The sequence below is a fragment of the uncultured Corynebacterium sp. genome, assembly GCF_945649885.1.
Lineage (GTDB): Bacteria > Actinomycetota > Actinomycetes > Mycobacteriales > Mycobacteriaceae > Corynebacterium.
This window is the reverse complement of the sequence record NZ_CALZFS010000087.1, coordinates 1-12,160: the sequence shown is the minus strand read 5'-3', so window position 1 is coordinate 12,160 and position 12,160 is coordinate 1. Positions and strand designations below refer to the sequence as shown.

Below are 12,160 nucleotides of genomic sequence, written 5' to 3'. Positions count from 1 at the left end.
CATCTTGACCATCCTTCAGAGTCTGGATGCGACGGACATCCAGGCGGATGGAGGCGTAGAACTTCAGGGCCTTACCACCGGTGGTGGTTTCCGGTGAACCGAACATCACGCCGATCTTCTCGCGCAGCTGGTTGATGAAGATGGCGGTGGTGCCAGAGTTATACAGCGCACCGGTCATCTTACGAAGCGCCTGGGACATGAGACGTGCCTGCAGACCAACATGGCTGTCACCCATTTCTCCCTCGATCTCCGCCTTCGGGGTCAGGGCTGCAACCGAGTCGATGACAATGATGTCAATGGCTCCGGAGCGGACAAGCATGTCCGCGATCTCCAGCGCTTGCTCACCGGTATCCGGTTGGGAGACCAACAGTGCATCGGTGTCAACGCCGAGCTTGCGGGCATAGTCTGGATCAAGTGCGTGCTCAGCATCAACGAAAGCTGCAATGCCGCCGGCCTTCTGAGCCTGTGCGATCGCATGGAGGGCGACGGTGGTCTTACCGGAGGATTCCGGACCATAGACCTCGACAACTCGGCCACGGGGGAAACCACCAATACCCAGTGCAATATCAATGGCCGTATTACCGGAGGAGATCACCTGGATGGGAGGGCGATTCTCATCGCCGAGGCGCATCACTGCGCCCTTACCGAAATCTTTTTCAATAAGAGCCAGTGCAGCATCCAGTGCCTTCTGACGGTCATCGCCCCTGGAGGCTGCCTTGGTGGTCTTCTTTGGAGCCATTGTTATTGTCCTGTTCCTTGAATTTTCTTAAAAGTTGGCGGGGATCACTCCCCTTGAAACTTTGAAAGTGGAGTTTTTCCAGATCTACTCTGTTAGACCCCGATAGACACGGTTTGGGTCCCTGCAGAACTGAATTTTTTCGTCTGTGGTGGAATCCTAGAACACCAACCGGATTCTTTTGCGCTCCAGACACACTTTACACGCACAATTGTTCGAACACGAATTTTAGAACGGTGTTTTCCGAACTCTCAGAAGCCTGGCTGCTCGCGCCCCAACCGGCGCTCCTCGGGGATCCCAAAATCGTCACAGAGCTGGAGCCACACCTCTCGGAGGTCCTTCCCGGACTCGATGGCGTCATCCGCGGTCCGTCCAAAGGTTCCGAGAACATGGGAATGTGTGATCCACTCCCCTCTGGAATCCCCAAACTCATCCTCAATCAGCTGTCGAAACTCTGATAAACGCATGCAGACGATTCTACAGGTAGCCCAGCCACCCCCGATTGAACACTGTTCAAAACATGCTACTTGCTTGTTGAACAGTGTTCAGTTGTATAATTTCGGCATGCAAACTGACGCTGTCTCAACGAGACCTACCCGCACCTCTGGTTCCTCTAGGAATCGTTTACAGGATATCGCCCTCATTGCTGTTTTCGCAGCACTGATCATCGTACTGGCCTTTGTCCAGATTCCAATTGGCACTGCCGGTGTCCCGATCGTGCTCCAGAATGCCGCTGTAGTTCTCGCCGGCCTGGTTCTCGGTGGACGACGCGGCTCACTCACTGTTCTCCTCTTCCTCGGACTCGGCATGATTGGCCTTCCTGTTCTGGCAGGAGGAAAGAGCACCATTGTCGCGCTGGCCGGCGTGACCGTCGGTTATATCTTCGGATACCTGATTTCCGCTTTTGTCACAGGCATCATCGCCTACCGTGCACCAAAGAAAAAGGGTGCCGGTATGTTCCTGGTCTTCGGACTCGCTGCTCTTGCAGGCCTGCTGACTCAGTACGCTTCAGGCATCATCGGCCTGACCTTCCGTGCAGGACTGAGCCTGACAGAGGCAACCATTTCGCAGGTTCCATTTGTCCTCCCGGACCTCGGAAAATTCGCCGTCATGGTGGCTATCGCCGTAGGGGTTCACGCAGCCTTCCCAGACCTGCGTCGCAGATAACCAGTTTTGGGCATGCCATTAGGCCCACCACGTCCACTCAATGCCACCTTTTCACAAGAATGTTCATAGAATCACTACATATGCCCGAGATAATCTTCGACTCCGCGGAAGCGTCCTATGACGATGTCCGAGTACTGGAACCAATTTCACTGACTCTCCGTGAGCGTCGAATCGGCATCATCGGCGCCAACGGTGGTGGAAAATCAACCCTGATCCGGATGATCAATGGTCTGGGTGATCCCACCGGTGGCCGTGTCCTGATTGATCGAGTTGAGGTCGCCCGCAATGGGCGCCAGATCCGCAAGAAGGTCGGTTTTGTCTTCTCAGATGCAGAAAACCAGATTGTGATGCCGACTGTGCGAGAAGACATCGCCTTTTCCCTGCGGCGACATAAAATGCCCCGCGCAGAAAAAGCTCTCCGTGTAGATCAGGTGATGGAACGTTTCAATCTGACCCAACATGCAGATCAGTCCCCCCACACGCTGTCAGGTGGGCAAAAACAACTCTTGGCTCTTGCCGCGGTACTAATCCTTGAACCCGAGCTCATCATCGCCGATGAACCCACCACTCTGCTGGATCTGAAAAACCGGATGCTCATCCGGGAGGTGTTCCGCTCCCTGCCACAACAATTGATTGTGGTCAGTCATGATCTGGATTTTCTCTCCGACTTTGACCGGGTGGTGTGCATTGATAACCACCGGATTGCTGCGGATGGACCCCCTGAAGAAACCATCAATCACTATGTGGAATTGATGAGGGAGTCAGTGTGATGCACAGTCTCCCCATGGGCGTGTACGTGGCCTCCAACTCCCCCATCCACCGCATGCCAGCGCTCTGGAAGTTCCCCCTGCTGTTGATCTTCATCATCGGTGGAACCATCCTGACCACAACGCCTCTGGCAGCTGGTGCCCTGGTCATCTTCGTGGCATGTCTCTATCTGATTGCCAGAATTCCCCTGGGTCTCGCCTGGAACCAGTGGTGGCCGGTCTTACCGGTTCTCTTGGTGCTGGGTGCTTTCCAGTGGTGGCAGCGGGGGCCGGCATTTGCGGCGACCACCGTGTTGGTGATCTTCTCGGCGGTGATGGCTGCGATGCTCCTGACACTGACCACCCGGCTTGAGGCACTGATGGAAGCTGTGGAGAAGATGCTCCTGCCCTTCGAACGCTTTGGAGTTCCCGTGGAAAGCATCACCCTGGCTATTTCCCTGACGATCCGATTGATCCCGCTGCAGTTGGCAACCGTGGGCGAGGTGCTAGATGCCCGCAAAGCCCGCGGAGCTGGTTTTTCCATCGTGGCCTTTGGTACCCCGGTGCTGATCCGCTCTATCCGGCGTGCCCGTAACATCGGCGATGCTCTTCTGGCCCGCGGAGCCGGTGACTAGTTACTCTACTGGCAACTAGCGCTCCAAGCGCCCAGAGGCCTCTGGGGAGAGCCTCAGGTATCGGCAAGCTGACTAGGGTTGTGCGACATCTCCTCCTGCAACCCCGCCCACGCCCCTATCTGCAGCGTTCTCTGCCAGGTGCATGCGGATCTCCCGGAGTTCCTGGAGGATGTAATGGACTCGGAAGCCAATCCAGGCCAGCAGAAAAAGGGGCAACAACGCAAACAGAAGACCAAAAACTGACATTATTCCTGGCATTCTTTTAACTCCCTACATCAACATATCGACTCAAGCCCTCTAGATATAAGAGCTGCTCCCCCTCCCCAGACTCCTTCTATAAGGACCTCTTGGGGACGGGGAGCAGCTCTTGTCTTGCTCTCTTAACAGCTGGCGTTATGCCTCGCCGCGTAGTTCACGCATACGCTGTGCAACAGCATCATCGGTGACATTAGAGGTAGCGTTGCTGGACTCAATGGAACCCTGTGGCTGACCGCCTGAGATCTGGTTGCCACCGGCCATCTCAGCACGGATCTGTTCAAGGCGAGAGTGGCCGGCCATGTGGATGCCTGCCTGCTCAACCTCAGCCATGCGGCCTTCCACGGAATCCTGTGCCAGTTCCGCCTGACCCAGCGCGTTGGCGTAACGACGCTCGATCTTCTCACGGACCTGATCCAAGTTCGGGGTGTTACCGGATGCCGTCATGGAGTTCATGGACTTCAGGGAGTCGGAAACCTTCTCCTGCATCTTGGCCTGCTCCAGCTGGCTGAGCAACTTGGTGCGCTCGGCAACTTTCTGTTGCAGTGCCATGGAGTTACGCTCAACAGCCTTCTTAGCCTGTTCCGCCTGCTGAAGGGACTGGTCATGGAGCTGCTTGGTATCTTCCACGGACTGCTCCGCGGTGACCAGCTGAGCAGCGAATGCCTCAGCGGCGTTTTCATACTCAGTAGCCTTCTTAACGTCACCTTCAGCCCGGGCCTTGTCGGCAAGTTGAAGTGCCTGGCGGGTGTTGCCCTGCAGCTTCTCAATCTCCGCGAGACGGCGGTTCAGCTGCATCTCCAGCTGACGCTGGTTGCCAATGACCGCTGCTGCCTGCTGAGACAGCTCCTGGTGCTGGCGCTGTGCATCTTCAATGGCCTGCTGGATCTGTACCTTCGGATCTGCGTTCTCCTCGATCTTGGAGTCGAACAGAGCCATCAGGTACTTCCATGCCTTGGAAAATGGATTAGCCATGTTGAAGTTGAGCCTTCCTAAAATTCTTAAACAGGTAAATTCGCTGTCTCTATTTCTAGCATGCCGCAGGTGGCCTGGTCGGCATCAAACGCATACTTTCACCCATAGTAGCTATATGTCACCACAAAGTGCGGATCACACCGGCCATGTTCCTGCTGCCAGAGAGATCCGGAACATAAAATTATTAAACGCGGGCCAGATCTTCCTGGGCAGCCTGAACTGCCATGGAGCCTGCTGCCTCAATGAGGACATCGGCGACGCTGGCACCCAGTGCGTGGCACACCGAGGCGAGAAGCTCCGAGGAGACCTCTTTGCGTCCGCGCTCCAATTCTGAGAGATAACCGGGCGAGACGCGAGATGCTTCTGCCAGCTCACGAAGGGTGATTCCTTTATCCGCACGGAATGAACGTAGTGCTGCACCAAGGGCCTCACGAAGAAGTGGCTCAGGAGCGGTCCGCGTGGCAGCCTCGGTTATTGGCTTATCGAGAAGGGCTGTGTAAGTAACCATCACTAGGTTCAACTCTCTTTCCCTCGAATTTGTTCCCAGTTCACTTTCCGAATTGAGTCATTGAGACTCAAGGAACTGGGAAACCCTTGTTAATAAGATCTCAAAACAACGCTCAACTGCAGCAATTCGGATATGCATGCGTCCCCTCGTAGCATTCTTCCTCACGAGTTCGGTCAAGTCTAAACGTTCCTGCTCAGTAAACACCTCAATGGATTCAACGTGCCCATCCGGCCCGGCAACACCGATCCAGACCTCCCCGACCGGATGGCCGTCCTGGGGGTCTGGGCCTGCCACTCCGGTCAGTGACACCGCCCAGTCAGAGGTGCACCGTTGTTGTGCACCGAGCGCCATCGCCTCAGCACACTGGGGCGAGATCACCCCGTGCTTATCGACGACTTCCCGGGGCACCCCTGCAAGCTCAACCTTCAGTTGCGTCGCATAGGTGACAAGGCCACCGCGCAGGGCACCTGAGGCGCCAGGGGTGTCAGCGAAGGTGGCGGCTGCCAATCCTGCCGTGAGGGATTCACAGAAGGATATGGTCTGTCCTGCCTGCGTCAGCACTGTGAGTAACTGAGGTGCGCTGGACATGGTTTAAGCCTGGGTTTTCCTGGAATCAATGATGTACTGCACTCCCGTGAACACTGTCACAAACAGCGCTGCGTACATGACCACCTGGCTTGGAATATTCATCCATTCCGGCAGCGGGCACAGGTACAGTGCCACGGCAAGTGTCTGCAGGACAGTCTTCACCTTGCCACCCTTGCTGGCCGGGACCACATTGCCCTGACGGAGCTGGAAGACACGCCAGATGGTGATGCCAAATTCACGCAGAACAATCAAACCGGTTACCCACCAGGGCAGGATGCCGATAATGTTGAAGCAGACAAAGGCTGTAGTCATCAGGGCTTTATCCGCGATGGGATCAGCAATCTTGCCAAAGTCCGTCACCAGCCCACGGGCGCGGGCGATATCGCCATCCAGTTTGTCGGTGATCATCAGCAGTACAAAGACCACCAGTGCCCACCAGGCGAAGGAATTATTCTCCGCATTGCCTTCCAGCGTCAGCCAGGCAAACAATGGGATCACAATGATCCTCAGACTGGTCAGGAAATTGGGCAGGTTCCAATTCGATGGCTTCTCAACCTGTTGCGAAGCCTGCGGAGAGCTACTAACCCCGGGTGCCTTGCCCTGCATATCTGCCTGGGTATCTGACTTGGGGTTGGACTGTCCATCGGATGCGCCCGAAGCGCCTGCTGAAACATCACTCACGGTTTAACAGCCTACCCGTCTCACTAGTTTGAACAATCTCGAGACCACCTGAGGGAAAACCTGGCGCCTTCCTCAGGGTTCAACTCAAGGTACTGGAAGGACTACAAACTTCAACCCGCCATCTTTTTGCCTAGAATCAGACACCATGACCTATTTTGCAGTTACCTACACATACAGCCCCGACAGTGACATCATCACCGACCTGCGCCCAACCCACCGGGAATTCATCTCAGGTCTGAAGGACAAGGGTCACATCGTTGGCTCCGGTCCCTTCACTGATGGTGATGGCGGTGCCCTCATCGTCCTTGAACTGGAGGATGGTTCCACCCTCGCTGATGCAGAGGCTCTGATCAACGGCGACCCCTTCCACAGTGAAGGCGCTCTGGAAAACCGTTCGATCCGGGTATGGAACCCGGTGATCAAGTCTTTCGGGGAGTAATAAAAATAGTCCACTGATAGAAACAGTCGGGGTGCAACCTTGAAAGGTTGCACCCCGGTTTTCATCTCAGGAAGGGCTAGATATTATTTTCCCGGTTTGTCGCCGGAGCACTACCCGTGCGCGGGTCATCCGCGGCATCGGTGTCGACTGACTTCACAACACCTTCTGTGTTGTTTTCTTCACCGGTTGGCCAGGTATCGCCCTGGTGCTTGGCGGCGTTCCACTTCGGTGGAATGCCACCCATGTTCTCATCGCGCTTGTTTTTGATCATGGAAGCTACCACGGTGATCACGAGGACGCCCACGATGAAGAACAGGGACCAGACGGTGTCCACCTCAAACACAGCGACGTTCTCGCCACCGTTGATGAACGGCAGGTTGTTCTCGTGGAGTGCGTGGAGTCCCAGCTTCACACCGATGAACGCAAGGATAATTCCCAGGCCATAAGGCAGGTACACCAGGCGGTCCAGTAGTCCGTCAAGCAGGAAGTACATCTGACGCAGACCCAGCAGTGCGAATGCGTTGGTGGTGAACACGATATAAGGCTCTTCGGTGATGCCGTAGATGGCTGGGATGGAGTCCAGGGCGAACATGAGGTCAACCATGCCGATGGAGACGATCGCCACGAACAGTGGGGTCAGGCTCAGCTTGCCAGCTACGCGGTGGGTGAGCTTGTCACCGTGGTAGCCCTCAGTGACCGGAATGACCTTGCGCAGCATCTTGATGATGAACATGTCGTTCGGGTCGGTTTCCGGGGTATCCCGAATCTCATCCCAGAGCAGCTTCACAGCGGTGTAGATCAGCCAGATAGCGAAGATGTAGAACACATCGGACCAGGCTTCGATGACCGCAGCACCTGCGAGGATGAATACCAGGCGGAAGACCAGTGCCATGGCGATACCGATGAGCAGAACCTTCTGCTGGTACTTCCTCGGGATCTTGAAGGAACCCATGATCAGCGCGAAGATGAACAGGTTATCCACACTGAGTGCTTTCTCGGTGACATAACCGGTGAAGTACTCAATACCGTGCTGGTGCGGGTTACCCGGCTCAGCCCAGGCGAACCAGAGGAACACGCCGAAGGCAGTGGCGAGAGCCACGTAGAACACGCTCCACCAGGCTGATTCCTTCAGGGTGGGCTCGTGAGGAGTGCGCACGTGGGAGTAGAAATCGAAGATGAAGAAGCCGAGGATCACCGCGCCGGTGATCAACCAGACTGTCAAGTTAACTTCCATGAAAAAAGAACCTCCGGTTCTTGGTAGTGGTTAAAGAACCGGAGGTCTCCCCCACCCTGTGAAAAATCAGTGGGCCGACATGACCGGGAACCACACATTTTCCCTACAACGGGTAGAGAAAATGCTGATTGCCGTGTTGACGATCAATGTCGTAGACGGGGTACTCCCCTCCATATGGAAGGTCACTATATACCAGGCAGCCCTTTCACGCCAGCGGTAACAGGTATGGCACCTGCCTTTTCCATCTCTGCCAGACGTTGCTACGCATTGCTCGACGTCAGGTGAAAGAGCTGCAAGGCAAGACAAAGAGCCGGAATCCCTGGTGAGAGAGATCCCGGCTCTGTGATCTTTGCAGAGACTTCCCTAGAAGACTCCTCCGGAAGGGTTCGCCTTGACCACGGAAACACCGCCGTTTCCCTCTTCATCATCAGATTTCCCGACGGGTTCTGCAAATCCGTCATCACCCCACTGTTCTTCCTTAGGGGCATCAGCAGGGTCAGCGCCCTTGAGCATCCAGATGATGGTTTCCAATTCCTCAGGCTTGACCAGAACCTCACGGGCCTTGGAACCTTCGGAAGGCCCCACCACCCCGCGGGTTTCCATGAGGTCCATCAGACGGCCGGCCTTGGCAAAACCGATGCGCAGTTTACGCTGCAGCATCGAGGTCGAACCGATCTGGGAGGTAACGACCAGCTCGACGGCTTCCAGGAGATCATCCAGATCATCGCCGATGTCCGCATCAATCTTCTTGGCATCACTGGCCTTGTCCTCGGTGACACTGTCAATGTAGTTGGGCTGGCTCTGGAGTTTGGCGGCCTCCACAACGGCCTGGATTTCCTCATCGGTGACAAAGGCACCCTGGATACGCTGTGGCTTGCCGGCGCCCTGGGGGATGAAGAGTGCGTCACCCATACCGATCAGCTTCTCCGCACCACCCTGGTCGAGGATAACTCGGGAGTCAGTCAGGGATGAGGTGGCAAAGGCCAGACGTGAAGGCACATTGGTCTTGATCAGGCCGGTAACCACATCCACCGATGGACGCTGGGTGGCCAGCACCAGGTGGATACCTGCGGCACGGGCCTTCTGGGTGATGCGCACGATCGATTCCTCGATCTCCTTCGGCGCAGTCATCATGAGGTCGGCAAGCTCGTCCACCACACACACGATGTACGGGTAGGCACGGTATTCCCGTTTAGACCCCAGCGGGGTCTCGATCTCTCCTGATTTGATCTTGCGGTTGAAGTCCTTGATGTGGCGCACGCGGGTCTGTTTCATGTCCATGTAGCGCTGTTCCATCTCCTCCACCAACCACTGCAGAGCTGTGGCTGCCTTCTTCGGCTGGGTGATGATCGGAGTGATCAGGTGGGGGATGCCCTCATAGGGGGTTAATTCCACCATCTTCGGGTCAACCAGGATCAGACGGACCTCATCCGGGTTGGCGCGGGTGAGCAGGGAAACCAACAGGGAGTTCACGAATGCAGATTTACCGGAACCGGTGGAACCGGCGACCAACAAGTGTGGCATCTTCTGCACGGAGTAGGACACGAAATCGCCTTCAATGTCCTTGCCCAGCCCGACCAGCATGGAGTCTTTGTTGTCCACCGTTGCCGGTGCATTGAGGACATCACCCAGGCGGACCATCTCGCGGTCAGAGTTGGGCACCTCGATACCCACGGCGGATTTACCGGGGATCGGGGTCAGGAGGCGGACATTCTCAGTCGCTGCGGCATAGGCGATATTGGACTGCAGGTTGGTAATCTTCGAGACCTTGACGCCAGGGCCCAGCTCAATCTCATAGCGAGTTACTGTCGGTCCACGGGAGAAACCGGTCACCGTGGCATCCACATTGAACTCGCGGAAGACGTCGGTGATGGCCTCAATCATGCGGTCATTGGTCTCAGAACGGGTCTTGGCCGGTTCGCCGGGGATGAGCAGATTTGCACTCGGCAGAACATAGTTACTGTCCCCATCACTGATGGTGATGGCTGGATCCTCCTCTCCTGCCCCATTATCTGTTTCTGGGACTGTTCCAGTCGGATCCATTCCGGAACGCTGGATGATCGCCTGTCGAACACTTTCCCGTGATGCCGCAACGGCATCCTGTGGTGGTGTCGTCGACTGTGGTGCTGATGGCACAGGTGCGGCAGGAACAGCCCGGGTTGCAGCCTTGGCAACAGCTTCCGTCACTGCGGGAAACTCATCTGTTTCCGTCACTGAAGGCTTAGCCCGCTCCGGCTTTGAGAACAGGGAGGCCGCACCGCTTGCCGACGCCTCCGTCAGCTTCGCATCAGGTTCATCTGCCGGGTAACGCTCGAGGGAGGCGGCAGCACGGCGTGGGGTTGAGGTAGTGCGACGCGGAGTTACACGAGGTTCGCGGGGCTCACGTGGTTCCGGCTTGGGCAGAGCACGTCCGGAGGAACGCTGCTCCAGTTCATGTTCCACATGGCCGTAGAGGTCGTCATCTTCCTCGTCATAATCATCAGAGCTGCCCCCGAATCCGAAGAAGCTTCCGATGAATTCACCAAACTCGCGAATGGAAATACCCGTGGTTTTCAACGCTCCGTAGAAGAGAACCAGGAAGAGGATCGGGATGGCCAGATAGACACTGAAACCAAGCTCCAACGGGGTGCCCACCCATGCTCCGATGGCACCACCTGCGGTCTTCCGACCAGCCCACTCCACCGGGTTACCGGCAAAGAGGTGGATCAGTCCGAACATGCAGAGGATGATGATCGCCGCACCAATACTCACCCTCCCCCGGGATTCAGGGTTCGGGGTGTAATTGAGCATCAGGGCAACAGCTGCACCGATGAGTAATACCGGGAGAATCCATGCGCCGGCACCGATGGTGAGGTGCACGATATCAGCGATGAAGGTTCCAATCGGACCCCCGATGCTGAACCACACCGCTGCACCAAGAACAATGGCGACACCGATGAGGGTTAGCGCAATGCCGTCAGCATGATCATCCATGTAGGTACCTGCACGGTGCCACGAAGACTCACGGGGTGATTCATCAAGGTCCTCATGGAACTCTTCGTCGATCACTGCCTTGCTGCGGCGCCGACCGGAGGTACGGGCCTGGGGTTTCGTTGAGATCTCCTCCTTGAAATCATCATTGAAGTCGTCATCAAAATCATCATCACGGCGGCGTGTCAGTTCACCGATGGACCGGGTCATCTTGCCCAGGCCACCGGCGGTGGCGGAAAAAAGGCTTCCAATACCTGTTCCCACAGCACGAAATGCGCTGCCGGTCCTCTCCTCGGAGGTATCGGCAGCGCGGCGTGCGGTCATCGAGGTGGTGAAGGCTGTTGTTTCAGCTCCACCTGACCTCGGTGTCGGCTTGGTCCTCCGGGTTGAGGCGGTTGTTTTAGGTCCCGTCGACTTCCCGGTTGATCGTGAGCTTCCCCGTTTAGGTGCGCCGTTTCTGACAGTCATGGCCTCCACACTAGTCGCACCAACCACACTATTCACAGCTGCACCACGCGATAGGTGGTGAAAATCTGCAAATTTTTCAGCAGCGAACTTTACTAGAGTTTTGTCCTCTCCACCGCGGAATCATCACCAGAGATCTCAAGATCCACCACATCACGTCCGAAGAGCCACAGGATGATCTCACCGACGTGGCCGTCGATACGCACCACGGCTGCCCCATCGCGGGTGACCCCAGGTTTATCGTTGGCGACCACCCTGGGCTGACCGGTGGGCGCCAGAATCACCGGGCGATCTGAGGTGATCGCACGGCCGGCAGCCAACTTCAAGGCCCGGTGGAGATAGTTCTCGTGGCTAGCCGGCAGTGATCGCTTATCAAGCACATCACCGGGAGCCAAGTCCCCACGGCGCACATCTTCGTGATGAATGAAGTGTTCAATGCCATTGACCACCGGGTCAAGGACACGCCATGGATTAACACCCCGTGGGCCTTGTGCCCAATCCTCCACCAGCTCCCCATAGGGACGGGCGAGGGCCTGTTCAGTAGCGGTCTCCACCCGATTCCCACCGGGTAATCCATGCTCCCTCACCCACAGGTGTGCCGCCAGGTCACGAGTGGTCCACTCCCCGCACAATGTCGGGGCATCCGGGCCCTTGGCTAGCAGGAGTTGTGCAAGGGCGGTTCGTTCACTGGTGGAAAAATTCATGAACCCCAGCCTAGGCACATTTCTGTGTTTTGGCTGGGGCTCATCAAAGCGGGAAAC

The 12,160-nt window shown here is 56.5% G+C and carries 14 protein-coding genes; 4 read left to right on the top strand and 10 right to left on the bottom strand.

What is annotated here, in order from left to right; translation table 11 throughout:
• On the bottom strand, positions 1-739 hold a 739-nt coding region (gene recA, locus Q0M74_RS09845; protein WP_293953914.1), incomplete at its 3' end, for a recombinase RecA.
• A 248-nt stretch (positions 740-987) separates the two neighbouring features.
• On the bottom strand, positions 988-1,203 hold the full coding sequence (locus tag Q0M74_RS09840) for a DUF3046 domain-containing protein (RefSeq protein ID WP_293953912.1): 216 nt from the start codon (positions 1,201-1,203) through the stop codon (positions 988-990).
• 97 nt (positions 1,204-1,300) lie between these two features.
• Here Q0M74_RS09840 and Q0M74_RS09835 point away from each other — a divergent pair, with 97 nt between their 5' ends.
• From Q0M74_RS09835 to Q0M74_RS09825, 3 genes are all read left to right on the top strand, one after another.
• On the top strand, positions 1,301-1,903 hold the full coding sequence (locus Q0M74_RS09835) for a biotin transporter BioY (RefSeq protein ID WP_293953910.1): 603 nt from the start codon (positions 1,301-1,303) through the stop codon (positions 1,901-1,903).
• 80 nt (positions 1,904-1,983) lie between these two features.
• Positions 1,984-2,673, top strand: coding sequence for an energy-coupling factor ABC transporter ATP-binding protein (locus tag Q0M74_RS09830; RefSeq protein WP_293953908.1), 690 nt, complete (start codon positions 1,984-1,986; stop codon positions 2,671-2,673).
• Positions 2,673-3,284, top strand: a complete 612-nt coding sequence (locus Q0M74_RS09825; RefSeq protein WP_293953906.1) for an energy-coupling factor transporter transmembrane protein EcfT — start codon at positions 2,673-2,675, stop codon at positions 3,282-3,284. Before Q0M74_RS09830 ends, Q0M74_RS09825 begins: the two co-directional genes overlap by 1 nt.
• 72 nt (positions 3,285-3,356) lie before the next feature.
• Here the strand turns inward: Q0M74_RS09825 and Q0M74_RS09820 are convergent, their stop codons facing one another.
• The 5 genes from Q0M74_RS09820 to pgsA form a co-directional block, all read right to left on the bottom strand.
• Complete coding sequence (locus Q0M74_RS09820) at positions 3,357-3,530, bottom strand: hypothetical protein (RefSeq protein WP_293953904.1); 174 nt, start codon at positions 3,528-3,530, stop codon at positions 3,357-3,359.
• Positions 3,531-3,677: 147 nt separating this feature from the next.
• Positions 3,678-4,514, bottom strand: a complete 837-nt coding sequence (locus Q0M74_RS09815) for a PspA/IM30 family protein (protein ID WP_293953902.1) — start codon at positions 4,512-4,514, stop codon at positions 3,678-3,680.
• Positions 4,515-4,698: 184 nt separating this feature from the next.
• Entirely contained in the window at positions 4,699-5,022 is a 324-nt protein-coding gene (locus Q0M74_RS09810) for a helix-turn-helix domain-containing protein (protein ID WP_293953920.1), read from the bottom strand.
• Between the two features lie 57 nt (positions 5,023-5,079).
• A complete protein-coding gene (locus Q0M74_RS09805) occupies positions 5,080-5,610 on the bottom strand; it encodes a CinA family protein (RefSeq protein ID WP_293953900.1) in 531 nt (176 codons plus the stop codon).
• Between the two features lie 3 nt (positions 5,611-5,613).
• Positions 5,614-6,216: a CDP-diacylglycerol--glycerol-3-phosphate 3-phosphatidyltransferase gene (gene pgsA, locus Q0M74_RS09800; RefSeq protein ID WP_293953918.1), complete on the bottom strand. Its 603-nt coding sequence runs from the start codon at positions 6,214-6,216 to the stop codon at positions 5,614-5,616.
• A 220-nt stretch (positions 6,217-6,436) separates the two neighbouring features.
• Here pgsA and Q0M74_RS09795 point away from each other — a divergent pair, with 220 nt between their 5' ends.
• On the top strand, positions 6,437-6,730 hold the full coding sequence (locus Q0M74_RS09795) for a YciI family protein (RefSeq protein WP_293953898.1): 294 nt from the start codon (positions 6,437-6,439) through the stop codon (positions 6,728-6,730).
• Positions 6,731-6,806: 76 nt separating this feature from the next.
• Here Q0M74_RS09795 and Q0M74_RS09790 read toward each other — a convergent pair whose 3' ends face one another.
• The 3 genes from Q0M74_RS09790 to Q0M74_RS09780 all read right to left on the bottom strand — a co-directional run bounded on the left by Q0M74_RS09790 (position 6,807) and on the right by Q0M74_RS09780 (position 12,103).
• Positions 6,807-7,964: a TerC family protein gene (locus tag Q0M74_RS09790; protein ID WP_293953896.1), complete on the bottom strand. Its 1,158-nt coding sequence runs from the start codon at positions 7,962-7,964 to the stop codon at positions 6,807-6,809.
• A gap of 363 nt (positions 7,965-8,327) precedes the next feature.
• Entirely contained in the window at positions 8,328-11,258 is a 2,931-nt protein-coding gene (locus tag Q0M74_RS09785) for a DNA translocase FtsK (protein WP_293953916.1), read from the bottom strand.
• Positions 11,259-11,494: 236 nt separating this feature from the next.
• Entirely contained in the window at positions 11,495-12,103 is a 609-nt protein-coding gene (locus tag Q0M74_RS09780; protein WP_293953894.1) for a TIGR03085 family metal-binding protein, read from the bottom strand.
• Positions 12,104-12,160 lie beyond the last annotated feature (57 nt).

What these genes read in the sequence shown, in the direction of transcription:
- Q0M74_RS09820 (WP_293953904.1), bottom strand. Translation starts at nt 3,530, where the DNA reads ATGTCAGTTTTTGGTCTTCTGTTTGCGTTGTTGCCCCTTTTTCTGCTG.
- Q0M74_RS09785 (WP_293953916.1), bottom strand. Translation starts at nt 11,258, where the DNA reads ATGACCGCACGCCGCGCTGCCGATACCTCCGAGGAGAGGACCGGCAGC.
- Q0M74_RS09780 (WP_293953894.1), bottom strand. Translation starts at nt 12,103, where the DNA reads ATGAATTTTTCCACCAGTGAACGAACCGCCCTTGCACAACTCCTGCTA.
- Q0M74_RS09840 (WP_293953912.1), bottom strand. Translation starts at nt 1,203, where the DNA reads ATGCGTTTATCAGAGTTTCGACAGCTGATTGAGGATGAGTTTGGGGAT.
- Q0M74_RS09825 (WP_293953906.1), top strand. Translation starts at nt 2,673, where the DNA reads ATGCACAGTCTCCCCATGGGCGTGTACGTGGCCTCCAACTCCCCCATC.
- Q0M74_RS09795 (WP_293953898.1), top strand. Translation starts at nt 6,437, where the DNA reads ATGACCTATTTTGCAGTTACCTACACATACAGCCCCGACAGTGACATC.
- pgsA (WP_293953918.1), bottom strand. Translation starts at nt 6,216, where the DNA reads ATGCAGGGCAAGGCACCCGGGGTTAGTAGCTCTCCGCAGGCTTCGCAA.
- Q0M74_RS09835 (WP_293953910.1), top strand. Translation starts at nt 1,301, where the DNA reads ATGCAAACTGACGCTGTCTCAACGAGACCTACCCGCACCTCTGGTTCC.
- Q0M74_RS09830 (WP_293953908.1), top strand. Translation starts at nt 1,984, where the DNA reads ATGCCCGAGATAATCTTCGACTCCGCGGAAGCGTCCTATGACGATGTC.
- Q0M74_RS09790 (WP_293953896.1), bottom strand. Translation starts at nt 7,964, where the DNA reads ATGGAAGTTAACTTGACAGTCTGGTTGATCACCGGCGCGGTGATCCTC.
- Q0M74_RS09815 (WP_293953902.1), bottom strand. Translation starts at nt 4,514, where the DNA reads ATGGCTAATCCATTTTCCAAGGCATGGAAGTACCTGATGGCTCTGTTC.
- Q0M74_RS09805 (WP_293953900.1), bottom strand. Translation starts at nt 5,610, where the DNA reads ATGTCCAGCGCACCTCAGTTACTCACAGTGCTGACGCAGGCAGGACAG.
- Q0M74_RS09810 (WP_293953920.1), bottom strand. Translation starts at nt 5,022, where the DNA reads ATGGTTACTTACACAGCCCTTCTCGATAAGCCAATAACCGAGGCTGCC.